General features: G+C 71.9%; 20 protein-coding genes and 1 tRNA gene. 10 read left to right on the forward strand and 11 right to left on the reverse strand.

Features of this window, described 5'->3' with window-relative positions; genetic code table 11:
- Positions 1 to 5 precede the first annotated feature (5 nt).
- The 4 genes from LUU90_RS06700 to LUU90_RS06715 all read right to left on the reverse strand — a co-directional run bounded on the left by LUU90_RS06700 (position 6) and on the right by LUU90_RS06715 (position 4079).
- Positions 6 to 560 carry a single-stranded DNA-binding protein gene (locus tag LUU90_RS06700; protein WP_275002578.1) on the reverse strand — a complete coding sequence of 185 codons (555 nt, stop codon included), beginning with the start codon at positions 558 to 560 and terminating at the stop codon, positions 6 to 8.
- Between the two features lie 55 nt (positions 561 to 615).
- Positions 616 to 2196: a GTP-binding protein gene (locus LUU90_RS06705; protein WP_275002579.1), complete on the reverse strand. Its 1581-nt coding sequence runs from the start codon at positions 2194 to 2196 to the stop codon at positions 616 to 618.
- Entirely contained in the window at positions 2193 to 3872 is a 1680-nt protein-coding gene (locus LUU90_RS06710) for a GTPase (protein ID WP_275002580.1), read from the reverse strand. Before LUU90_RS06710 ends, LUU90_RS06705 begins: the two co-directional genes overlap by 4 nt.
- Before the next feature lie 133 nt (positions 3873 to 4005).
- Positions 4006 to 4079: transfer RNA gene (locus LUU90_RS06715), tRNA-Arg, on the reverse strand.
- A 100-nt stretch (positions 4080 to 4179) separates the two neighbouring features.
- Between LUU90_RS06715 and LUU90_RS06720 the strand changes: the two genes are divergently transcribed.
- From LUU90_RS06720 to LUU90_RS06735, 4 genes are all read left to right on the forward strand, one after another.
- Complete coding sequence (locus LUU90_RS06720) at positions 4180 to 4662, forward strand: group I intron-associated PD-(D/E)XK endonuclease (protein WP_275002581.1); 483 nt, start codon at positions 4180 to 4182, stop codon at positions 4660 to 4662.
- Between the two features lie 139 nt (positions 4663 to 4801).
- Complete coding sequence (locus LUU90_RS06725; protein ID WP_275002582.1) at positions 4802 to 5485, forward strand: TetR/AcrR family transcriptional regulator; 684 nt, start codon at positions 4802 to 4804, stop codon at positions 5483 to 5485.
- A complete protein-coding gene (locus LUU90_RS06730) occupies positions 5482 to 6366 on the forward strand; it encodes an alpha/beta fold hydrolase (protein ID WP_275002583.1) in 885 nt (294 codons plus the stop codon). Before LUU90_RS06725 ends, LUU90_RS06730 begins: the two co-directional genes overlap by 4 nt.
- An 85-nt stretch (positions 6367 to 6451) precedes the next feature.
- The gene (locus LUU90_RS06735) at positions 6452 to 7594 is read left to right on the forward strand and encodes a winged helix DNA-binding domain-containing protein (RefSeq protein WP_275002584.1); all 1143 of its coding nucleotides are present in this window, start codon (positions 6452 to 6454) and stop codon (positions 7592 to 7594) included.
- A gap of 12 nt (positions 7595 to 7606) precedes the next feature.
- On the opposite strand, the gene LUU90_RS06740 is transcribed toward LUU90_RS06735, so the two are convergent.
- Complete coding sequence (locus LUU90_RS06740; RefSeq protein ID WP_275002585.1) at positions 7607 to 8422, reverse strand: ABC transporter permease; 816 nt, start codon at positions 8420 to 8422, stop codon at positions 7607 to 7609.
- On the reverse strand, positions 8422 to 9396 hold the full coding sequence (locus LUU90_RS06745) for an ATP-binding cassette domain-containing protein (protein WP_275002586.1): 975 nt from the start codon (positions 9394 to 9396) through the stop codon (positions 8422 to 8424). Before LUU90_RS06745 ends, LUU90_RS06740 begins: the two co-directional genes overlap by 1 nt.
- Before the next feature lie 89 nt (positions 9397 to 9485).
- Here LUU90_RS06745 and LUU90_RS06750 point away from each other — a divergent pair, with 89 nt between their 5' ends.
- Positions 9486 to 10607, forward strand: coding sequence for a TetR/AcrR family transcriptional regulator (locus LUU90_RS06750; protein ID WP_275002587.1), 1122 nt, complete (start codon positions 9486 to 9488; stop codon positions 10605 to 10607).
- Positions 10608 to 10637: 30 nt separating this feature from the next.
- Here the strand turns inward: LUU90_RS06750 and LUU90_RS06755 are convergent, their stop codons facing one another.
- Positions 10638 to 11426, reverse strand: a complete 789-nt coding sequence (locus tag LUU90_RS06755) for a helix-turn-helix domain-containing protein (RefSeq protein WP_275002588.1) — start codon at positions 11424 to 11426, stop codon at positions 10638 to 10640.
- An 86-nt stretch (positions 11427 to 11512) separates the two neighbouring features.
- Here LUU90_RS06755 and LUU90_RS06760 point away from each other — a divergent pair, with 86 nt between their 5' ends.
- From LUU90_RS06760 to LUU90_RS06780, 5 genes are all read left to right on the forward strand, one after another.
- Positions 11513 to 11914, forward strand: coding sequence for a nuclear transport factor 2 family protein (locus tag LUU90_RS06760; protein WP_275002589.1), 402 nt, complete (start codon positions 11513 to 11515; stop codon positions 11912 to 11914).
- Positions 11915 to 12049: 135 nt separating this feature from the next.
- Positions 12050 to 13693 (forward strand): ATP-dependent DNA ligase, encoded by a 1644-nt coding sequence (locus LUU90_RS06765; RefSeq protein ID WP_275002590.1) that lies wholly within the window; start codon positions 12050 to 12052, stop codon positions 13691 to 13693.
- Positions 13694 to 13847: 154 nt separating this feature from the next.
- Positions 13848 to 14879, forward strand: coding sequence for a ferric reductase-like transmembrane domain-containing protein (locus LUU90_RS06770; protein WP_275002591.1), 1032 nt, complete (start codon positions 13848 to 13850; stop codon positions 14877 to 14879).
- A gap of 128 nt (positions 14880 to 15007) precedes the next feature.
- Positions 15008 to 16324: a hypothetical protein gene (locus LUU90_RS06775; RefSeq protein ID WP_275002592.1), complete on the forward strand. Its 1317-nt coding sequence runs from the start codon at positions 15008 to 15010 to the stop codon at positions 16322 to 16324.
- Between the two features lie 51 nt (positions 16325 to 16375).
- On the forward strand, positions 16376 to 17605 hold the full coding sequence (locus LUU90_RS06780) for a sulfotransferase family protein (RefSeq protein WP_275002593.1): 1230 nt from the start codon (positions 16376 to 16378) through the stop codon (positions 17603 to 17605).
- A 57-nt stretch (positions 17606 to 17662) separates the two neighbouring features.
- On the opposite strand, the gene LUU90_RS06785 is transcribed toward LUU90_RS06780, so the two are convergent.
- The 4 genes from LUU90_RS06785 to LUU90_RS06800 are packed head-to-tail and all read right to left on the reverse strand — an operon-like array spanning position 17663 to position 22912.
- Positions 17663 to 19417 carry a dipeptide ABC transporter ATP-binding protein gene (locus LUU90_RS06785; RefSeq protein WP_275002594.1) on the reverse strand — a complete coding sequence of 585 codons (1755 nt, stop codon included), beginning with the start codon at positions 19415 to 19417 and terminating at the stop codon, positions 17663 to 17665.
- The gene (locus LUU90_RS06790; RefSeq protein ID WP_275002595.1) at positions 19414 to 20256 is read right to left on the reverse strand and encodes an ABC transporter permease; all 843 of its coding nucleotides are present in this window, start codon (positions 20254 to 20256) and stop codon (positions 19414 to 19416) included. The genes LUU90_RS06785 and LUU90_RS06790 overlap by 4 nt, the downstream gene beginning before the upstream one ends.
- An 8-nt stretch (positions 20257 to 20264) precedes the next feature.
- Entirely contained in the window at positions 20265 to 21248 is a 984-nt protein-coding gene (locus tag LUU90_RS06795; protein WP_425596202.1) for an ABC transporter permease, read from the reverse strand.
- The gene (locus LUU90_RS06800; RefSeq protein ID WP_275002596.1) at positions 21245 to 22912 is read right to left on the reverse strand and encodes an ABC transporter substrate-binding protein; all 1668 of its coding nucleotides are present in this window, start codon (positions 22910 to 22912) and stop codon (positions 21245 to 21247) included. Before LUU90_RS06800 ends, LUU90_RS06795 begins: the two co-directional genes overlap by 4 nt.
- Positions 22913 to 22940 lie beyond the last annotated feature (28 nt).

A 22940-nucleotide genomic window follows, 5' to 3' on the forward strand; every position in this document is an offset into this window, starting at 1 on the left:
CCAGCCTACGCGTTCACCAGCTCGCGCTGCCCGACGCCGGCGCCGTCACCCTCGTTGCCCTCGTCACCGAGGAGCTCGTCGCCGTCCGTGGACGTCAGGACGTCGAGGCCGAACGGGTCGACGTCGCCCGGCCGCGTCGCGGTCAGCCCACCGCCGTCCACCGGGGTGACAGGGGCTCCGTCCGGCACCGTGTCGTGGTGCACCACCCGGGTGAAGCCGACCTTGCCGCGCGTCGCGTCGACGCCGATCGCCGTCGCGACGATCACCAGGCCCGCACGCTGCTGACCGTCGGCACCGGTCCATTCGTCCAGCTCGAGCCGGCCCGTGACGACCACCGGAACGCCCTTGTGCACCGACTCGACGACGTTCAGCGCGGCCGTCCGCCAGGCCTTGACGGTGAACCAGAGCGTCGCTCCGTCGGTCCAGTCGCCGTTCTCGTTCACGTAGCGCCGGGTGCTGGCCACGCGGAACGTGGTCCATTCCAGGTTCTTGGCCGCGTTCAGGTGCAGCGCCGGCGTGCTGCCGGCGTTGCCCGACACGGTCACCGTGACATCGTTCATTTCTCAGCCCTCCTGGGTCGACGGGCCGGTCCCAGTGGCCGGCCCGTACCCAGCATCAGGCGCGAACGGTGCCCAGATCCGTGAGGCGGACGACTCCTGGGGACGAAGCCCTCATCGAGCCGCTTGTGGTCGTGTTCTCTTCCAGGCGCAGCGGTGCGGAGGGTCCGTCGTCGCGCGCACTCTGTGCGAGCTCACGCACGGCGCGGTGCTCGTCCAGCAGCTTCTGGGTGGGCGCACCGAGGGTCTGCTGCAGCACTCGTTCGATCGCCGCCCTGCCCGACGCGATGACACCCTGCGCCCGCCGGGCGCCCAGCGCGCGCCGCAGCTGCACGGCCACGAGGAACACCACGAGCGCTGCTGCCGCGGCCACGACGGCGAGCACACCGAGCGCCGTCGTCCAGGTCTCGTCCGCCGGCAGGATGCCCATGGCGGCCAGCACCGTGGCGATCCCGAGCACCACGGCGAACAGCACCGCCCCGAGCGCGAGCCGGCGGGTGAGACGCTGCGTCGTCGGGCCGCGGGTGTCCAGGGTGACGCCCTGCAGTGCTGTCGCCAACGCCGTCGCCACCTCCTGGGCGCTCGCCACGCTCGCCGAGAGCGACCGCTGCCAGCCGGGCTTGAGCGACTCCCCCGATCCGCTGAGCCATCGCGACCGGGACAGTGCGATCGAGTCCGGGTCGGGCGTGCGGAACTCGGGCGAGCCGTACCCGTTGCGCACCGCCGCGCCGACCTGCGCCGCGACGGACTCCAGGCCCGCCGCCCGCGCCAGGGCGTCCACCTCGCGCTCGAGCACCGTGTCGATGTGCCACGGCACCTCGGCGGGCGTCTGGCTCAGCAGCAGAGTCGCGGCCGCGTCGAGCTCACCGGCGGCCCGGCCCGCCGAGACCGACCGGCGGGCGACCGTCTGCTCCAGCAGCCCACGCAGGTCGGCGATGCCGATGTCCGTCTTCGTCGACGCCGCGACCACCGGGACGTTCTCCAGGCCGTCGTCGCGCAGCAGCCGCTTCACGTCGTTGACCAGGTTGTCGCGCTGGCCCACCGGGACCGTGTCGATCTGGTTCAGCACCACCACCGTCGACGCCTGCATCCCCGACGACTCACGCAGGTAGCCCGTGTGCAGCGCGTCGTCGGCGTACTTCTGCGGGTCCACCACCCACACGAGCAGGTCGACCAGCGGCAACACCTTGTCCACCACGTCCCGGTGACCAGGTGCCACGGAGTCGTGGTCGGGCAGGTCCAGCAGCACCAGTCCGGCGAGGCTCGCCTCGTCCGCCGCGTCGAGGTCCCCGGCTCGCGTGATGCGGCGTTCGCGCTCGACACCGAGCCAGTCCAGCAGCGCCGAGGCGTCGTCGCTCCACGAGCAGGCGGTGACCTTGGCGGTGGTGGGGCGCTTCACGCCGACGTCGGCGAACGTGAGGCGGGAGATCTTGTTGAAGGTGCTCGACTTGCCGGACCCGGTCCCGCCCGCGAGCGCCACCACCGTGTGGTCGACCCCGAGAGCGAGTCTTTCCCGTACGCCTGCGACGGAGCTGGCGACCTTGCCGAAGACTGCGTCGTCGAGGCGCGATCCCGCGATCTGGAGCGCTCGTCCGAGGTCCTCGGTGCGCGCGCTCAGTGTCGCGTCGTGGCTCGTCATGTCAGCCTCCTGAGCTCGGCCAGCCGCACGCGGAGCGGAGCGGCCGCGTCGTCGGCTAAGGCGGGGACGTCAAGGGCACTCTGGACAGAACGGGCCTCTTCCGCAACCGCTAGGGCCACCTTGTCGGCAAGTTCGCCCTGTAGTTCCTCGATGGCCTCGCCGACGGTCTCGCCGAGAACCCGGTCGATGAGCCGTGCGGAGTCGTCGTTCCCGAGGGCGGTGGCCAGCAGGAGGGTCGCGAGGCCGGTGTCGCCGAACGTCTTCCGGGCACCGGCGGCGCGGACCGCTGCGGCGGGTTCGGAGCTCTCGGCGGCCGTGGTGTCCATGCGGCTGACGATGTCCTCGGCCCGCGCGGCCCACGCGGCTGCGGTCTCCTGGCCCCAGGCGAGGCGGTCCTTGGCGCGCTCGGGGCCGTTGGGGAGGATCGTCTCCCCGGCGGGTGGTGCGCCGGGGCCGGCGAGGAGGCCGCGCAGGCTCTCCTCGGTGCGGACGCCGGCCGCCACGAACGCGCGGGCCGCGGTGGCCTCGACCTCCTCGCGTAGCCGGGCGAGCGCCGCCTCGCGGGCCTTGCCCGCGCGCTTGGTGGTCCGTGCGACGCCGTCGCGGACCGTCACGCGGGAGATCCGGTGGGTGCTCTCGAGCTCGGCGAACCGGGCGGCGACGGTGCCTTCGCCCGCCGCGCCGGACAGGACGGCGGTCCGTGCCGCCAGCTGCTCGTCCGGGACGACGGAGTCGACGGCGTTGCGCAGGTCGAAGGCGGCGGTGCCCTGGTCCTCGACGGCGGCGACGAGTCCCATCACCCAGTCGGGGAGGGCGCCGAGCGCACCTTTGAGCGTGCGCAGGATGATGGTCCGGGACCGCTCGGGTCCCGCCATCAGCCCGAGCCAACGCTGGATGGGCTCCACGAGCTTCGGGTCGAGCAGCCCTTCGTGCGGCCCGACGTCGGGCACGATGAACAGCGGGACGTCCTTCATGCCCCGTTCCTTCATCCGCGAGTTGAGGTCGGCGCGGATGGTGGTCAGGTTCTCCTTGGGGACCCGGTTGAGCACCATCGCGACGCTCGCCCCGCGCTCCTTCGCGCGGTCCAGGGCCTGCCAGGGCAGTGCGTCGCCGTACCGGGCCGCGGTGGTGACGAACAGCCAGAGGTCGGCGGCCTCGAGCAGCTGGTGAGCGGTCGAGCGGTTCTCCGACAGGAACGAGTCGAGGTCGGGCGCGTCCATCAGCGCGGTCCCGCGCGGTACGCCCTCGTGCTTGACCAGCCGGGCGAGCTCGGTGACGGGGCCCGGCGTGAGGGTGTCGACGTCGCGTGGGTGGACACCCACGACCGGCTCGCGGGTGGTCGGCCGCAGCACGCCGGCCTCGGACACCTCCTCGCGCAGCAGGCTGTTGAACAGGGTGGACTTCCCGGCTCCCGTGGAGCCCGCCAGCACGACGACGGCGGGGCTGGACAGTTCGGCGAGGCGCGGCAGGAGGTGCTCGTCGAGCTGCGCCAGGAGTCGCATCCGGGAGGCTTCGGCTTCTTCGGCGCTGTCGATGGGAAGGGGGAGCGTCGTGGACGCGACGTCGCGGCGCAGATCTCGGACGACGTCGTGCACCGTGAAGCCGAGCTGCTCCGCAACGTTCGGGTCCACACCACCCCGACGGCCGAGCACTGCGGAGCGTGTTCCTGGAGTCACGGCTTCATCCTGATAGGTCAAGTTCGTTCTGCCAACCCGTGCCGCACTGTTGGTATGCAGGAACACAGGAATTGTTGTACTGACAGAGCGGGACGGAAAGGATGAACCGTCGCGCTCCATGACAACAGATCGGTGCCCCCGGCAGGATTCGAACCCGCGACCTAGTCATTAGAAGTGACCCGCTCTATCCAACTGAGCTACGGAGGCAAGCGAAGCGAGTTTAGCCTAGGTCGGGCTGGACTTGACCATGCCAAATGAAGCGGTCGACGAGCCGAGCGATGGAGCACGCGTCCACTAGTTTGAGGCCATGCCACCACACCACACCAAGGACAAAGGCGACCTAGGTGTGGCCAAGGCCCACGCGGATGTTGTCAGCCAGGGCTTCATCGCCCTCTTCCCGGCGACCGAGCACGCGCCGTTCGACCTTGTCGCATACCGGGATGGCGCGTTCCACCGGATGCAGGTGAAGTACCGCACGGCTCGTGCAGGCGCGATCACGGTGCACTTCCGGTCCGTCTGGAACGACCGGCAGGGAACTCACACCAGACCGACGGACAAGAGCGCGATCGACGTCGTATGCATCTACTGTCCGGAGACGGACGCGTGCTACTACATCCGGCCGAGTGCCCACAGAGCCTCCGTCACTCTCAGGATCGCGCCGAGCAGAAACGGCCAACGGAACGGCGTGATCGACGCCCTCGCGTTCCGCAGCCTTGCCGACGCTCTCTCTCCCGCGCCACCGTCCGAGCTGGTCGACAGCGACGCCGCCCCGTTCGTCCAGCACCCCTGAGGTCTGCCGCAATGGGATTGAGTGCAGCCCGCTAGACCCCTGGACCCCGCACCGCCACCTTCTGACGCCACCCTTCTGGGCCCGTGTAGTCTTCGTAGTGACCCGAATATGCGTTTGAGTCACTACGAGAGGTAGCCACATGCCACGTCCGCTCGTCGCCGACCGTCGGGGCCGCATCCTCACGGCCGCGCGGGACCTGATCCTGAGCAAGGGCTGGGCGGACGTCACCGTGGCCGACATCGCGGCCGGCGCCGGGATCGGCAAGGGCGCCGTCTACCTGGAGTTCCCCGACAAGCCGGCCATCCTCGCGGCGGTCCTGAACCGCAGCATGCGACAGCTGACCGCCGAGGTCCACGACAGGGTGCTCACCGCACCCGACCTCGTGGACCTGCCCGCGGTGTACCGGTTCGCCGTCGAGGCCCTGCTGGGCGACCCGATGATGCGCGCGCTCTACCTGGGCGACCAGGCGGTGCTCGGCACGCACGTGCGCGACGTGACCGACGACCGCTACCTGCAGCGCCTCGGCTGGCTGACCGACTACGTCACCGGCCTGCAGCGCGCCGGCGTGCTCGACCCCGCGATACCCGCGGACACCATCGTCCGGGTCCTCAGCGTGTTCACGCTGGGCCTGGCGCATGCGCCCGGCGTGCTCGGCGCGACCGCCGCGACCGACCTGGCCGAGACGGTCGAGCTGTTCGCCGACCTCGTCGGCCGCGGGCTCGCCACGGACCTGCCGACCGATCCCGATGCGGCCCGTGCGGCACAGCTGACCCTGCTCGAACGCCTCGACGCCCAGCTCGACCTACTCAAGGAGCCCACGTGACCAGCCTCTTCGAGACCCACACCGACCTGACCGTCTCCGGCGGGCCGGTGCGGCACTACCAGGCCGGTGGCACAGGGCCGCCGGTCCTCCTGCTCCACGGCGCCATGCTGGACACCGCCCAGGGCGTCTGGCGGCGGGTCGCGCCCGCGCTGGCCGCCGACCATCGGGTGCACCTCGTCGACCTGCCGAGGCACGGCGGCAGCCGACCCTGGCAGGGCGTGCTCGACGACGCCTTCTACCGCCGGTTCCTCGACGAGCTGCTGGACGCCCTCGGCCTGCCACAGGTGGCCATGATCGGGCTCTCGATGGGCGGCGGCATCGCGACCGGCTACGCGCTGGACCATCCGGAACGGGTCAGCTCCCTGATCGCCGTCGGACCAGGAGGGATCGGCGCCCGCCGCCGGGCGCAGCTCCTCACCTGGCTGTTCCTGCGCGCACCCGGAGCCATGCGGCTGACCAGCCGGTACGTCGCCCGCCGTCCGGAGCTGGTCCGGAAGTCCATGCTCACCAGCCTCACCGCCGGCGCGAACACCCGCGACTTCGAGGACATCGTGCGCCTGGCCATCGAGGAAGCCCGGGCGAAGGACACGCACGGCGAGCCAGGGCTCGACGACTGGCAGACCCAGGCCTACGGACCGTTCTCGATGCGGCTGAACCTCCTGCCCGAGCTGTCACGCCTGACCGTCCCGACGCTGTGGGTCCGGGGCGACCAGGACTCGCTCGTGGGGGCCGACGAGCTGACCGCGGCGGCCGCGGCGGCACCCGGGTCCCGGCTGGTCACCGTCGCCGATGCCGGACACATCGTCACCTACGACCAGCCCGACGAGTTCACCCGGCTGGCCCGGGACTTCCTCGCCTCCACGCTCGACCCTCGGGCGTAGCCGGCTTCGGGCGTAGCCGGTGGCTACGCCCCAGCCCCGCGGTCGCCTGCCCGCTGAGTGTCAGACGTGGACGTAACCTTCCCGCATGCCCTCCGGACCGACCGAGCTCTCCCCCGTCGCCGCGCGCCGGCTGCGCCTGCGCACGCAAGGCCTCACCCTGCCCGACGGCGGTGCGGGTACCCCGGACCTCTCACCCGTGGACGTCGTCCGCCGGATGGTCGCGCTCCAGGGCCAGGATCTGCCGGCCGTGCTGCGGGCGATCGCCGTCCGGTCTCGTCAGGGCACCACGCTGGACGACGTCCGCGCCGCGTTCGACGCAGGCGAGCTCGTGCGCGGGTGGACCCAGCGCGGCACCCTCTTCGCGACCACGCCGGACGACCTGGCGGCGCTCCTCTCGCTCACCGGTGAGCGCATGCTGCGCGCGGGTCGCCGGGTCCGCGAGACCGAGGGTCTGGACGGCGACGTGGTGGCCCGTGCCGAGGCGGTAGCGCGGGAGGCGCTCAGGGCGTCACCCGACGGCGGCATCGCGCGCACCGCGATGATCGACCTGTGGCAGCAGGCGGGTGTACCCATCGAGGGGCAGCGGGGCTACCACCTGATCGCCACCCTCGGGGTCCAGGGCGTGCTGCACTGGGGTCCGTTCGCCGGGGCGCAGCAGCAGCTGGTCGAGACACAGGGCGCCGCACTCGGTGAAGTCCTGGCAGAGGAACCACACACGGCGCTGCGCCGCATCGCGCGCTCCTACTTCACCAGCCGGGGGCCTGCCACCACCGAGGACCTCGCATGGTGGCTCGGCCTGCCCAAGGTGCCGGTGCGCACCGCCGTCGCCGAGCTGCGTGCGGAACAGCCGGAGGCCGTCGTCGAGGTGGTCGTGGACGGGAAGGTGATGCTCGTCGGGCAGGAGCCGGACGGCCCTGGCGCCGGGTCGGTGCCCGGCCCCGGCACCGACCTCGACACACCGTCCGGCGTCGTGCTCGCGCCGGGGTTCGACGAGTTCGTCCTGGGCTACCAGGACCGCGAGCTGGTCGCGGACGCCGAGGCGATGCGCACCGTCGTCCCGTTCATCAACGGGATCTTCCGTCCAGCAGTCCTCCTGGACGGGCGCGTGGTCGGGACCTGGCGCCGCGCGCCCAAGTCGGGAGAGGCACCCTTCGAGCTCGTACCGGGGATCCAGCCAGACGCCCGCGCCGCGGTCGAAGCCGCGCTGGCCGGCTGGCACCTGGGCTGACGTTCGCGACCGTCACTGCTGCCGGCCGTAGGCGCGCACGGCGAGCGGGCAGAACACCACGAAGAGCGCCGCGCACCAGATGAGCGTCATGGTGACTGTGTCGCCGGCCGGGGCGCCGTTGAGCAGTGCCCGGCAGGCGTCCATGACATGGGTGACGGGGTTGATCTCCGCCCAGGACCGCAGCCAGCCGGGCAGGGTCTCGACAGGGGCGGCGAGACTGGTACCGAGCTGCAACGGCAGGAAGCTGATGAAGCTGATCGCCAGGACGGTCTCGGCGCTCCTGACCAGGACACCGACGAACACGGTGACCCAGCTCAGGCAGAAGCCGAACAGGATCGCCAGGCCGGCCGCGGCGAGGGCACCCGCGAGCCCGCTCTGCACGCGGAAGCCGAGCAGCGCGCCGATGGCGAAGAGGATGGCGACGGCGAGCAGGTACCGGACGATGTCGGCCAGCACGGAGCCGAGCAGGGGCGCCAGGCGGCTGATCGGCAGGCTTCGGAACCGGTCGGTCACACCGTTCTTGAGGTCGAGGTTGATGGCGCTCCCGGTCGAGACCATCCCGGCGAGCCCTGCGCCCATGACAAGGATGCCGGGAAAGAGGTACTGGAGGTAGGTGGTCGTGGAGCCGGCGACCGACCCGCCGAAGAGGTACACGAACAGCACCATGAACAGGGCTGGAGTGACCACCCCGTTGATGATGGGACCGGGGTTGCGGGTGGTCTTGGCGAGGCTGCGGCCGGCGAGCACGAGGCTGTGGCGGAGCCACGGCAGCGGCCGGGCGCGCGGCAGTTCGGTGGCAGGCGCAGCAGTGGGGGCGGTGGTGGTCATCAGGCGGCCTTCGTCGGTTCGGTGGCGTGCTCGGTGGCGGTAGTAGGGGCCCCGGTCAGGGCGAGGAACACCTCGTCGAGGCTGGGCAGGCGCAAGGACAGCTCCGAGACACCGATGCGCTGCTCGCGCAGTCGCGCGGCGATCTCGAAGAAGGCCTCGTCGCCGGTCACCGGCACGACGAGCTCGTGCCGGGTGGAGCGCTCCGGAGCCCGGCCGGCGACGTCGGCCAGGATGGTGGCGACCGCGTCCGTGTCGGTCGAGTCGTTCGGCCGCACGGTGATGGCATGCCCGCCGACCTGGCTCTTCAGCTCGGCCGGGGTGCCAGAGGCGATCACCCGGCCGTGGTCGATGACGGCGATGGCGTCGGCGAGGGCGTCGGCCTCCTCGAGGTACTGGGTGGTCAGCAGAACCGTGACGCCGTCGGCGCTCAGCCCTCGGATCATCTGCCACAACTCGTCCCGTTTGCCGGGATCCAGCCCGACCGAGGGCTCGTCGAGGAAAACCACCTCGGGACGCCCGACAAGGCTCGCCGCCAGGTCGAGACGCCGCCGCATGCCGCCGGAGTAGCCGGCCACCGGCCTCTTCGCCGCGTCCTCCAGCCTGAAGCGGGCCAGCAGCTCTTCGGCGCGCCGCACCGCCTGCGTCCGGGGTAGATCGAGCAGCCGGCCGATCATGACGAGGTTCGCCGACCCGGTCAGCTCCTCGTCGACGCTGGTGTGCTGGCCCGACAGCGCGATCCGCCGTCGGACCTGCCCCGGCCGCCGCACGACGTCGAACCCTGCCACCGACGCCGACCCGCTGTCGGGGCGCAGCAGGGTCGCCAGGATCCGGATCACCGTGGTCTTGCCCGCCCCGTTGGGCCCCAGCAGGCCCAGCACCTGGCCGCGCGGGACGGCCAGGCTCATGCCGTCGAGCGCGGCGACCTTGCCGAATCTCTTGGTCAGCCCTTCGGCCTCGAACCCATTCTCTGACATCGCAGCACCCTTCGTCCCGAATTCAGATGATGTGAACATCTGAATTTCCACAGTATCCTAATGGCACGAGGTTGAGGAAGGGAGCCGTGATGGTCCGGCTGACTCGGGTCCAGCAGCAGGAGCGCACTCGCGCGGCGGTGCTGGCCGCGGCACGCGAGGAGTTCGTCGAGCAGGGTTATGCCCTGGCGAAGATCGACCGGATCGCCGATCGCGCCGAGCTGACGCGCGGTGCGGTCTACTCGAACTTTCCGAGCAAGCGCGCGCTGTACCTGGCGGTGCTCGTCGAGATGGTCCGGAGCGCCGGGATCTCAGGACCGCCGGAGTCGCCCGCCTCTTTGACCGAGGCGCTGGGCGCGTTCGCCCGCACGTGGCTGGAGCGCCTGCCCCTGGCCGACGACACGGCCTCCGGCGGCCGCCTGCAGCTCCGCTCGCTCGTGGGCGTCGTCGACGAGCAGGGCCGGACCGTGCTGGCGCAGCTCGCCCGGCTGGAGGCGCTGCTGCTCGCCATCGGGCTGGAGTCCTGCGGGCCGGATCGCGAGCGCTCGCCAGATGGTGAGTCGGCGCGCCGGGTACGGCTGGCCGAGCTGGTGCTGACGATGCTGGGCGGCTCGGGCCTGCTGGCCGAGCTGGCGCCGGGGTTCGGCGACCCGTTCGACCGGGCGCGCGCCTGCGAACACCTGGCCGGGCTCGATGTGGCCGACGCCTGGGCGCCGTCGTACCTACCCCACGTCGAGCCCGGCGAGCCGGTGCGGGAGGAGTTGACGCCGCCCACGGGGCTCGTGGATCAGGTCATGGGCGGTCCGGTCCACCTCGGCGCCGACGGCCTGGTCACGGTACTGGGTGCCCACCGGCTGGGTGCAGCCGAGGAAGCCGTCCGCTCCGCCCGGCCCGGCGAGCAGGTCACGATGGTCGTCGTCACGAGCGACCCCGCCGAGACCGGGAACCTCGTGCGGCTCCGGGTCAGCGACCTCGCCGGCGCACTGCGCCGCGCGTTCGGCCCCGAGGCCTGGCAGCGCGTCCGGCTCGTGATCGACGACGATGCCGTAGCGGCGTCGGCCCTGGGCCTGCCGGATATCGACGACGACACGCAGGCAGCCGTGCGTGTCCAGGGCGGCGTGATCACCGCCCGAGCCCACGGGCTGGGCGCCGCATACGCGGCGGCGACGGCTGGCACGGGACAGAGGACACGGTCCCGCGAAGCCAAGACGTGATCCCGGCAAAGGCGGCCCTCGGCGCCGCGATCATCCTCGAACAGGCCGGGAGAACTCCGTGAAGTAGGCGGCGCTCTCCTCGTCCGCCGGGTAGTACGACTCGACAGCGATCTCGTCCAGCGTGATGTCCATCGGGGTGCCGAACGTGGTGATCGTCGAGAAGAGCCGCAGCTCGCGCCCGTCGATCCGGATGATCATGGGGATCACGACGTCGGACTCGGGCTCTATCGACTCGCCCGCCTCATCCGCGGGGCCTGGCGCCAACAGCTCCTCGTAGAGCGCGGTGAGCTCGGCGTCGGGCAGCGTGGCGAGCTGGCGCCTGACCCGGGAGCGGAACATCGCGCGCACGTCGGCCAGGTTGACGACGTACGAGGCGAGCCCGCGCGGGTCCAGCCCCAGCCGCACCAGGTTGACCGGCGGTCGCAGCAGGTCGGGCGCCACTCCGGCGAAGAACGGCTCGACGGCGCGGTTGGTCATCAGGATGTTCCACCGGCGGTCGAAGACCAGCGCCGGGTACGGCTCGTGCGCGCGGAGCACCCGCCCGACGGCGTCCCGGGCCGCCGACAGCGCGTCGCCGTCGAGCGGCCGCTCGGTGTACCGGGGCGCGAATCCGGCGGCGAGCAGCAGCCTGTTGCGATCGCGCAGCGGGACGTCGAGCTGCTTCGCGAGCCGGAGGACCATCTCGGCGCTCGGCCTGGACCTGCCGGTCTCGACCAGGCTGACGTGGCGGGCCGAGACGTCGGCGGCAATCGCGAGATCGAGCTGGCTGAGCCGACGACGGTGCCGCCACTGCCGCAACAGCTCCCCCACGGTTCCCATGGCAGGGAGTGTTGCTCAACTTGCGACCGAGCGCCATGAACTCCCAGTTCATCGACAATCACCGCAGTCACGCAAACACTGCCGTCATGACCACAAAAAACACGAGCACAGACAACAAGAGCATCGTCGCGGCCGCGTTCGGAGGGCTCGTCGAGACGGGGGACGTCGCCTCGGTCGAGCGGGTGCTGAGCGACGGCTTCGTCCATCACCGGCCCGACGCGACCTCCTCGACCAAGGCGGAATGGCTCGCCTCGATGCGAGCGTCGCTGGAGAACATCGCGGGCATGCGGGTCGAGATCAAGCACATGCTGGCCGACGGCGACCACGTCGTCATGCACTCGCGGCGGCGGCTTCCCGCCGGGCCGGAGATCACGGTCGTCGACATCATGCGGTTCGAGGAGGGGCTGATCGCCGAGGCCTGGGAGACGATCGAGCCGACGGCCGAGGCGGCGAGCCACCTGACCTGGTGGGCGCCCGGGGAACGCTGACCCAGCGAGGGCCGCCGAAATGACCTTGCACCTGCTGCCAAGATCCAGCCCAACCTGGCAGCAGGTGCATGGTCATCTCTGCACGATCCGCCGCAACAGAGCCGCGCTCAGCTCGAAACCGCGTCAAGATGGAGCATGCTGCTCGCCGAGGTCGCCGCCACGTCCGACGCCGTCGCCGCCACGCGATCACGCCTTGCCAAGCGCGCGGCCATCGCCGACCTGCTGCGCCGCACGGCCGCGGGCGGCCAGGCGGCGGGCAACCATGCAGCAGGCGACCAGGTCGGCGGCGACCCGAGCGGCGCCGTTGATGCCGCCACGGACATCGAGATCGTCGTCTCCTACATCGCCGGCGCCCTGCGTCAGCGTCGCACCGGCCTCGGCTATGCGGCGCTCCGCGACCTGCCGCCCCCGGCGGCCGACGCCACGCTCACGGTGCGCGACGTCGACGCGGCCTTCGCCGAGATGGCAGCGCTCGAGGGCACGGGGTCGGCGCAGGCCCGCTCGGTCGCGGCCGGAAAACTCTTCGGCGCCGCCACCGAGCGGGAGCAGGCGTTCCTCCGGGGCCTTGTCGCGGGCGAGCTGCGGCAGGGTGCGCTCGACTCGGTGGTGGTCGACGCCGTCGCCGAGGCCGCAGGGGTCCCGGCCGACGCCGTCCGCCGCGCCGTCATGATGCGCGGCGCGACCGGCCCGGTGGCGAGCGCCGTACTCCTCGCGGAGGATCCACAGGCCGTGCCGGCGACGTTCACGCTCGAGGTCGGCCGGCCGGTGCGACCCATGCTCGCCCAGTCGGCGCCGGACATCGCCGCCGCCTTCGAGAAGCTCGGCTCCGGCATCGGAGACGGCGACGACACCGAGCTGTGCGTGGACGTCAAGCTCGACGGCATCCGCATCCAGGCGCACCGCCTCGGCGACGAGGTCCTCGTCGTCACCCGCTCCCTGGACGACATCACCGAACGCGTACCCGAGATCGTCGAGGTCATGCGCTCGCTACCGTCCGATCGCCTCGTGCTCGACGGCGAGGCCCTGGCCGTCGGGGAGGACGGCGTGCCGAGGCCGTTCCAGGAGACCGCCGCGCGGTCCGCGACCCGGGAGGCGACACCGGGGACGACGTCGGAGGCGGAGCTCGCCTCGCAGCTCCAACTGACCCCGTTCTTCTTCGACGTGCTGCACGCCGACGGCCGCGACCTGGTCGACGCCCCGCTCCGCGAGCGCCTGGCGGTGCTCGACGAGGTGGCCGCACCCCACACGGTGCGCCGTCTGGTGACGCGCGACCCTGATGTCGCCGCCGAGTTCTTCGCGGGCGCGCTGCGTGAGGGCCAGGAGGGTGTCGTGGTGAAGTCCCTCGACACGCCCTACGCGGCAGGACGGCGGGGCGCGGGCTGGGTCAAGGTCAAGCCGCGCCAGACGCTCGACCTCGTGGTGCTCGCGGTCGAGCGGGGCTCGGGCCGCCGCCAGGGCTGGCTGTCGAACATCCATCTCGGTGCGCGTGATCCCGAGGGCGGGTTCGTGATGCTGGGAAAGACGTTCAAGGGCATGACCGACGAGACACTGAGGTGGCAGACCGAGCGGTTCACCGAGCTCAAGACCGATGACGACGGCTGGGTGGTGACCGTCCGCCCGGAGCAGGTGGTGGAGATCGCCTTCGACGGGCTGCAGCGTTCCACCCGGTACCCGGGCGGCCTCGCCCTGCGCTTCGCGCGCGTGCTCCGGTATCGCGACGACAAGAGCGCGGCGGAGGCCGACACGATCGAGACGGTGCGGACCTTGGCCGGCTTCTGACCAGCAAGGACGGCCCAGGTCCGTGACGCCCCGTCACGGGATCCGAGGGTTGGCATGCGTCCCGCTTCTCCGTAGGTTGTGTCCTGCTCGGGGCACGTCAGCACGCGTGGGCCGCCCTGTTCCGATCCGCCCGATGATGAGCGAGGGGAACCACATGAGTGACGTCCGGCAGGCCCGCGGCTGGTTCGACGGCGCAGCGTTCCGACAGGATCTCCGGGCCGCATGGCTCGACGCGTCGATCGCGCTGGTGATCACGCTGGCGATCTTCGCCTGGCTCACGTGGCGTGTGCACGCCGGGACGTCGGCGACGCTCGGCGTCATGCCGTACCTGGCGGGAGGTGCCGGGACCTACTGGATGTACTGGATGTGCCAGGCGTTCGGCTGGTCCGGCCTGCTGTGGGCCTGGATCACCGTCCTGTTCGGTCTGCTCCGGTCCAGCCGCCCACAGCCCTGGCTCCGCCTGTCGCCGCCGACCGTCGAGAAGCTCCATCGCACCACCAGCCTGACGACCGTGGTGCTCATGTTCGGTCACGCCTTCTGGTTCTTCGCCGAGGAGGTGCGCGGCAACGCCGAGGGCCTCGACCCGGCCGGCAACCTCTGGTACGCCTTCACGCGGGTCTTCGTGCCCGGTGTCTACCCCAGCGGCACGGGGGTCATCGCGATCGTCATCGGCCTGCTCGCCTTCTACCTGGCGATCCCGCTGGGACTGGCCTACTACGCGCGGCGTCGGATCGGCGCCAAGACCTGGCGGGTGCTGCACGCCTCGATCATCGTCGTCTACGTCCTGAGCGTCTGGCACACGCTGCTGTACGGCACGAACGTCTGGTACGACGGCTGGTTCCGCACCACCGTGTGGTTGCTGCAGCTGCCCGTCGCGGCGCTGCTGCTCGTCCGGCTCCTCGCCCCGGCACACCGGCCGGGTCAGCGACCCCTGGACACGGCGGGCCGCTGGGTGGCCCGCGGCGCGGTGGCGCTCTCGGTCGTCGTCGTACTCGCTGTGGCGGGATCGGGGCGTGATGGCGGCCGAACCCCCGGGGTCGACGGCGCCGAGCTCAACGTCACCCCCGTCATGGTGTGGACCGGCCTGGCCCTGTTCATCGCGGTGGTCGGCGTCGCGGTAATCCGTGCGCACCGCGTCGCCGCGCGGCAGCGCACCGTGGCGCGCGCGCCGGCCGACGTCGGCTGAGCCCTCTACCTGCGGACATCCGGCCGCCGGTTCCGCCGGGATGCCCGACGCCTCTCGACATATAGGTACATATCCGGCAGGGTTTGGCCAGGAACCACCCACCTGTACCCGACCCAGACGGGGACTCGATGCGCTCGACCTTGATCGACGGCGCTGCCGACACCGGCGCTGCCGTCAGCGGTGACTCCGGCGGCAGGCCCATGAAGCTCCACGACCCTGCCACCGTCACGGCCGTCTCCGAGCTGACCAGCTCGCCCGACTCCGGCGTCGTCCACGCCCGCCTGCGCGAGGAATGGGGGGACGTCGCCCCTGTCGAGCTGGCGCCCGGCGCCCGCGCCTGGCTCGTGACGGAGTACCGGACCATCGTCGCGATGGCCAGGGACCAGTTCCCGCTCACGACGACGACCCGGACCTGGAGCGGCCACGAACGCCCCGGACCGTCCGCCGACGCGCCGATGCTCCGGCCCCTCGCGGCCACCGACCGGCCGACGGTGGAGCACACGGACGGGAGCGTGCACGACAGGCTCCGCACCCCGCTCGACGAGGTGCTGGGCGTGATCGACGACGCCGAGGTCGCCAAGACCACGCGCGCCAGGTGCGAGGAGCTCATCGACGGGTTCGCCGCGACCGGCGTGGCGGACCTCGTGCGCGAGTACGTGGCGCCGCTGCCCCACCTGACGCTCGGCGTGCTCCTCGGCTTCGACACCGCGACCGCGCAGGAGGTGTTCGAGGCCGCCACACGCAGGGCGGCGGAACGCGACGCCGCATCGGCGGTGCACGAGGTGAGCTTCCTGCTCTCCGCACAGACGGCGGCCCGCCGACCCGACGGCGGGCCCACCCCCGCCGGACGCCTCGCACGGCACGCCGCCTACGCGAGCACCGCGGAGGCGGCGCACGGCGTCCTGTCGCTCACGGCAACCGCGACCCTCGGCATCCAGGCCTGGCTCGCGCAGACGCTCTACCTCTCTCTCACCGACGCACAGTTCGCCGCGCGACTCGCGGGCGGACGGCTCGGGACCGACGAAGCCCTCGACGAGGTCCTGTGGACGGCCTCACCGGTGAGCTCCCTGGCGCCGCGGATCGCCGTCGAGGACTTCCTGCTCGACGGCAAGCTCGTGCAGGCAGGGGACGCGATGCTGCTCGCCGTCGGGGCGGTCGGTTCGGACCCGAGCATCCGCGGCGCGGGCCCGTGGGACGGGTCCGGCGGCAGCGCCCACCTCGCGTTCGGCGTCGGCACCCACGCCTGCCCCGCGCCGCACCTCGCCCGGCTGATCGTCCGGACGGCGGCCGAGACCTTGCATCGCCGCCTCTCGCCCGCGCTCTCGCTGCGGCCGGAGGAGGTCCAGTGGTTGCCGGACTTCCGTTTCCGGCTGTTGGAAGCGCTCCCAGTTGTCTTCACCCCCGAGCAGCCTTCCCCGCCGGGGCCCGAGCCGTTCGTCCGGTGAACCACGAGGACACCGCACGACACGCCATGCCGATCGCACGAGAGGGACACCGTGAGCCGTACCACCCGAGCCTCCAAGGTTCTCAACACCGTCTTCGCCCCTGCGGGCCGGGGGCGCGAGGATCCGATGAACGCCTGGGCGAAGGCCTCCGCCCAGGTCGAGAGGGACGCGGGCACGCAGGACCGAGAGTTCGCCGACGGTCTCGGCGTCGTGATCTCCAGCATCGCCGCTGAACCCCGTCTGACGCCTCTGGGCTGGACGTTCGTGCTCGGCTCGATCAAGGACCGGTACGCCAACCGGCTGCGCATCAACAGGTTGCTGGTCGAGCACCCCGAGATCGCCGACGAGCCCATTGCCGACCCCGTGTTCGTGCTCGGGCTGCCCCGCACGGCGACCACGCTCGCCCATCGGGTGCTGGCCGCGTCGCCGGCTCACCGGGGCCCGCTCATGTGGGAGATGTCCCACACCGGGCTCGAGGACGCCGCCGTCGCGGCACGCGAGATCAAGAAGCTCAACCAGGGCAGCCAGCTCGTCACCGGCCTGTTCGCGCCAGGGCTCAAGCACATGCACCCGAGCCGTGCCGAGCACCCGGAGGAGTCGATGATGCTCCTTCCGCACGGGACCTTCTGGTCGCTGCTGCACGGCAGCGTGCCGGCCTACCGTGGCTGGTACGCGCGCCGCAGCGCGGAGGACCTGGCCGGCGACTACGCGTACCTGAAGCGGGGACTCCAGGTGCTCCAGCACGGCCGCGAGCGCAAGCGCTGGATCGTCAAGTACCCCGGACACCTGAACGACATGGCGGCGATCCAGGAGGTCTTCCCCGACGCGACCTTCGTGTGGACGCACCGTGACCCGGCCACCGTCCTCGGATCGACCTGCTCTCTCGTGGAGACCATGTGGTCGATGTACCAGAAGGACCCCGACCCCACGGAGGTCGGGCAGCTCGTGCTGGACACCATGGTCACCTGGGTGAACACCGCCCTGGAGTCCCGGCTCAGCATGCCGCCGTCGGCGATCGTGGACGTGCCGTACCACCGGCTGAGCGCCGACCCGCACACGGAGGTGCCGCGGCTCTACGCAGCGATCGGGGCAAAGTGGACGGCGGACGACGAGGCACAGCTCGAGCAGGTGCTCGCCCGGCCGGCGGGGACGCGCCCGCACCAGTACGACATGGGGCGGTACGGGCTGCACCCCGACCACGTCGAGGAGTCGTTCGCGTCCTACCTGCGCCTCCTGAACACGTTCGACGTGCTGGACGCGAAGCCGCAGGCGGAGATGTGACGCCTGCCGATACCGGCGGCTCGGGCCCGCGCGGAGCGGCCACCGTCAGGTGGAGGCTCAGTCCTGGCCGGCTTGGGCAGTGACAGGGGAGGCGTCCCGCAGCAGTCGCACGTAAGGGTGCTGCGGGTCGTCGAAGATCGTCGCCGCGGGACCTGACGCGACGATGCGGCCCTGCTGCATGACGGCGATGTCGTCGCTCATGTGCAGGGCCACGCCGAGGTCGTGGGTGATCAGGAGGTAGGCGAGGTTCCGCTCGCGCTGGAGCCGGTCGAGCAGGTCGAGCACCTGGGCCTGGACGGAGACGTCGAGCGCGGAGACCGGCTCGTCGAGGATCAGCACGCGGGGATCGGCCGCGAGCGCCCGGGCGACGGAGACGCGCTGGCGCTGGCCGCCGGACAGGTGCAGTGGGCGACGGGTGGCCACCGCCGGGTCGAGGCCCACGGTGTCCAGCAGGTCCGCGATCTCCGCACGGACAGATCCGGGACGAGTCGTCCGGCCCCGGGTGAGGGCGTCGGCGAGGACGGCGCCGACGGTCCAGCGGGGGTCGAAGGAGCTCAGGGCGTCCTGGAACACGGCGCCGACGAGGGGCCGGCGCGGGCGGCGCCGGGCCTCGGGCAGCGGGATCCAGGGTTCGCCGAGCAGGGTGACCGTCCCGGCGTCGGGCCGCTCCAGCCCGAGGAGGAGCCGGGCGGTGGTGGACTTGCCCGAACCGGACTCGCCGACCAGCCCGAGGGTCCGGCCGGCGCGGAGCGAGAACGACACGTCGTCGGCGGCGACGATCTCCCGCCCCGTGACGTGAAACGTCCGGGCGAGCCCGGCAGCCTCGATCAGCACGTCGGCGGAAGCAGGGCCAGCGGAAGCAGGGCCGGCGGAAGCAGGGACTGCTGCCTCGGGGGGAGCCTCTGCGAGTGGGGCCGAGAGGGGTGTGCCGCGAGGGCGGCCCGCCGGGACGGCGGCCACCAGCTTGCGCGTGTACGGGTGCCGGGGCCGCTCGAACACCTCCGCCGGGGTTCCCTCCTCGACGACCACCCCGTCGGTCATGACGAGCACCCGGTCGGCGATACCCAGCACCACCGACAGGTCGTGGCTGATGAGCAGCACTCCGGTGCCGTCGTCGCGCAGCTGACCCAGCAGCCGGAGCACACCGGCCTGGACGGGCTGGTCCAGTGCGGTGGTGGGCTCGTCGGCGACGACCAGCCGGGGTTCGCCGGCGATGCCCGCGGCGATGAGGGCTCGCTGCCGCTGCCCGCCGGAGAGCTGCCCGGGGCGCTGGCCGGCCCGCAGCTCGGCGTCGGGCAGGCCCACCCGTTCCAGGAGCTCGATGGTGCGCGTGCGGCGCGCGGCGGCGTCGAGGTCGGTGTGCAGGGCGAGCGTGTCGCCGATCTCGCGGCCGACCGGCCGCAGGGGGTCCAGCGAGACGAGCGCGTCCTGCGCGATGAGGCCGACGGTGCCGCCGCGCAGCCGGCGCAGGCGCCGTCCGGACAGCGAGAGGACGTCCTGCCCGGCGACGGTCAGCTCGGTGGCGGTCACCCGCGCGCCCTCCCCCGCGAGGCCGACGATGCTGCGGGCGGTGACGCTCTTGCCCGAACCCGACTCACCGACGATCGCGACGCACTCGCCGGCCGCCACCTGGAAGCTGACGCCGTCGACGACGCGCCGCTCGCGACGGCGGCCCCTGGCCCGCCGCTCCTGCTCGACGTCCCCCGTCCCCCGCCGGTCCGGGAACGCGACGACCAGGTCCCGGACGCTCAGCACGGGCTCGGCCGGCCCCGCCGGCCCCGTCCGCCCCATCTGCTCGATCGGCCCGCTCATGCGGCGCTCCTGTTCCGCTTCTGGATGCCGCGCCCGATGACGGTGGCCGCGGCGGCGCTGGCGACGATCGCGAGACCGGGGAAGAAGGTCATCCACCAGAAGTTCGCGATGTAGGTGCGGCCGGCGGCGAGCATCGCCCCCCACTCCGCGGCGGGCGGCACGGCGCCGAGGCCGAGGTAGCTCAGGGACGACACCCAGATGACTGCCTGCCCGAGCCCCAGGGTCGCGAGCACGAACAGCGCGGCGGTCACGTTGGGCAGGACGTGGCGGGTGATGATCCAGAACCGTCCGCGGCCCAGGACGCGGGCCGCCTCGACGAACTCGGCGGCCGCCGTCCGGCGGACCTGGGACCGGATGATGCGCGCGTACCCGGGCGCGGTGGCCAGGCCGACGGCGATGGTCGAGCTCAGCACCCCCGGCCCCGTGACGACGATGAACAGCAGCGCGAGCAGCAGGCCGGGGAACGCGAAGAGCACCTCGACGAGGCGCGTCGTGCCGAAGTCGAGCCAGCGCGGCCCGAGCCCCGCGACGAAGCCGAGCACGATCGCGAGGCCGATGCCGATCGCCGTCGCCAGCACGCCGATCCGCAGCGACTCCGCCGCCCCGTGGACCACGCGGGTGTAGATGTCCCGACCGGACTCGTCCGTGCCGAAGAGGTGCCCGGGCGACGGCGGCCGGAAGGCCTCGGTACGCGAGACGGCCAGCGGGTCACCCGGGGCGAGCAGGTTCGGCCAGAGCGCGGCGACGAGCAGGAGCAGCAGGACGACGCCGGCGATCGCCTCGGCGACCGTGGGCCGGAACGCCGTGGCACGGACGACGGCGCTGCGCAGACCGGTCATTCCCGCGCTCATTCGGTCACCGCCCGTCCCCGCGGGTCGATGGCCCGGTCGGCGAGGTCGGTCACCAGCGTCATGACCGTGTACGCGAGCGCCACGACGAGCACGATGCCGGTCACCAGCGTGACGTCGCGCAGCTGGACCGCCGACAGGAGGCTGCGACCGAGGCCCTGGCGCGCGAACACCGACTCGACGACGACCGCGCCGCTGATCAGTGACCCGAAGGCCCAGCCGGAGAGCCCGACGGCGGGGATCGCCGCATGCCGCAGGGTGTGCCGCCAGAAGATCCGGACCTCGCTCTCGCCCCGAGCCCGCGCGGTGGTGACGAAGGGTGACTCCATGGCGGTCAGGAGGGACTCGCGCATGACCTGCCCGAGGAATCCTGCCAGCGGGATCGCCATGGTGAGGGCGGGCAGCACGATACCGAGCGGACCCGGCACGCTGACCGGCGGGAGGATCCCGAGCGTGAGGCTGAAGAACAGGATCAGGACCGTCGCGAGCCAGAAGTGCGGCACCGCCGCCGCGACCAGCTCGAGGCCGGAGCCGATGGCCCAGGCGACCCGGCCACCCCGCACGCTCCAGGCGGCCAGCGCGCACGCGAGCACCCAGGCCAGCGCGAGCGAGCAGAGGGCGAGGGTGAGGGTGGCGCCGAACTGCTCGCCGATCGCCGTCGCCACCGGCTTGTGCAGGGAGTACGACTGGCCGAGGTCGCCGGTCGCGAGCCGGCCGAGGTAGGTCAGGTACTGCACCACGAGCGGCTGGTCGAGGCCGTACTCGCGGCGCACCTGCTCGAGCGCCTCCGGGCCGGCCTGTGAGCCAGGTCCGCCGAGGATCGCCTCGGCCGGGTCGCCGGGGACCAGCCGGAGCGCGAAGAACGTGATGGTCGCGGCGGCCCAGAGCACGAAGACGACCCCACCGGCGCGCAGGAGGAGCCAGCGCCGGTTGCCCGGCACTGGCTTCCTGCGCGCCCCGGTGGTGGGGACCGGAAGCGTCAAGACGCCAGCCAGGCCTCGGCGAACGTCGGCGTCGACACCGTCGGCATCGCCCGCAGACCCTGCACGGTCGACGAGTGGAGGAAGTGGTTCTGCTGGTCGTACAGCGGCAGGATGTGATAGCCCTCGAGGATCATCCGCTGGGTCTGCTCGTACAGGCTCTTGCGCTCGTCGGGGTCGCTCGTCGCGGAGGCGCGCGTGAGCAGGTCGTCGACCGCGGGGTCGTCCACCTGGGCGAGGTTCGCGAAGTAGCCGCTGGGCGCGGGCTCGATGCTCGCCGAGTGGTACAGGATCCGCAGCACGTCCGGGCCGACCTTCGTGTACGGGGCGCTGACGAGGTCGTAGTCGTTCTCGGCGAGCGCTCCGTACCAGCTGGACAGGTCGAGCGGGTGGAGGCGGACCTCGAAGCCCGCCGTCCTGGCATCCGCCTGGATCTGCTCGAACAGGGACTGCTCGGCGGGGATGGACTGGTTGGTGCTCACCGGGAAGTCGAGGGTGAGGCGCTTGCCGTCCTTGACGCGGTAGCCCTCGGCGTCCCGCTCGGCCCAGCCCGCCTCGTCGAGGAGGGCAGCCGCGGCGTCGGTGTCGACGGTGAAGAGCTCGGGCAGGCTCAGGCCGAGGGGCTCGACGCTGGACAGCGGCGAGTACGAACGCTCGGCGGTGCCGAAGAACAGGCTCTCGATGCCGTCGTCCACGTTCACCGACCGGATGAACGCCTCGCGGACGCGCTCGTCGTCGAACGGCGCCTTGCCGGAGTTGAGCTCGATCCGGTTGGCGGCGCCGGGACGGGGTGCGTCCAGCTCCTTGATGGTCTCGCTGGACTCGGCGGACTGGATCGTGTCGGGCTGCGCGTTGTCGATGACCTGCACCTCACCCGACTGGAGCGCGGCGTAGCGGCTCGCGGAGTCGGGGATGAACCGCCACACGATGGTGTCGAGGTACGGGAGGTCGGTGCCCTCGGCGTCGGCCGGCACATCGGCGGGCGGGGAGGTGTAGTCGTCGTTCCGGACGAGGGTCACCGAGTCCTGGCGCTCCCACTCGTCGACGACGAACGGGCCGGTGCCGACCGGTGCGGCGCAGTTCTCCTCCTGGCTGCGCTCCAGGGCCTTCGGCGACTCCATGGCCACCCAGATCTGGGAGAGCGACTCGAGCAGCGCACTGTCGGGCGTGCTCAGCTCCAGCCGGACCCGGTGGTCCTCGACGGCCACCACGTTCTCGATCTTCGCCAGGGCGAGGTAGCCGGTCGACGACGCCGTCGCCGGGTCCTGCACGTGCGCGATGTTGGCGGCCACCGCCTCGGCGTCGAACGGTGTCCCGTCAGTGAACTGCACGTCCTCACGGAGGGTGAACTCCCAGCTCAGGCCGTCGTCGCTCTCCTGCCACTCGGTGGCGAGCCACGGGATGACCTCGCCGCTCTCGTCGAGCGAGACCAGCGGCTCGAGGTACTGGGTCGCGATGAGGGCCTGCGGGTAGTTGCCGCCGACGTGCGGGTCGAGGCACGAGGGCTCCGCGTCACCCGAGGCGTAGGTCAGGGTCCCGCCGGCGACGGGCTCACCGGACGGCTCAGCCGTCGATCCTCCCCCGGGTGAGCAAGCTGCGAGCAGGAGGGCGACCGCGGCCGTGACGACGGCGGTGGCACGCGGACGGGAGAACCGACGCGAGGGCATGGCTACGTGTGCATCCTGTCTGGAAGGT

It is taken from the genome of Promicromonospora iranensis, assembly GCF_028994775.1.
Lineage (GTDB): Bacteria > Actinomycetota > Actinomycetes > Actinomycetales > Cellulomonadaceae > Promicromonospora > Promicromonospora iranensis_A.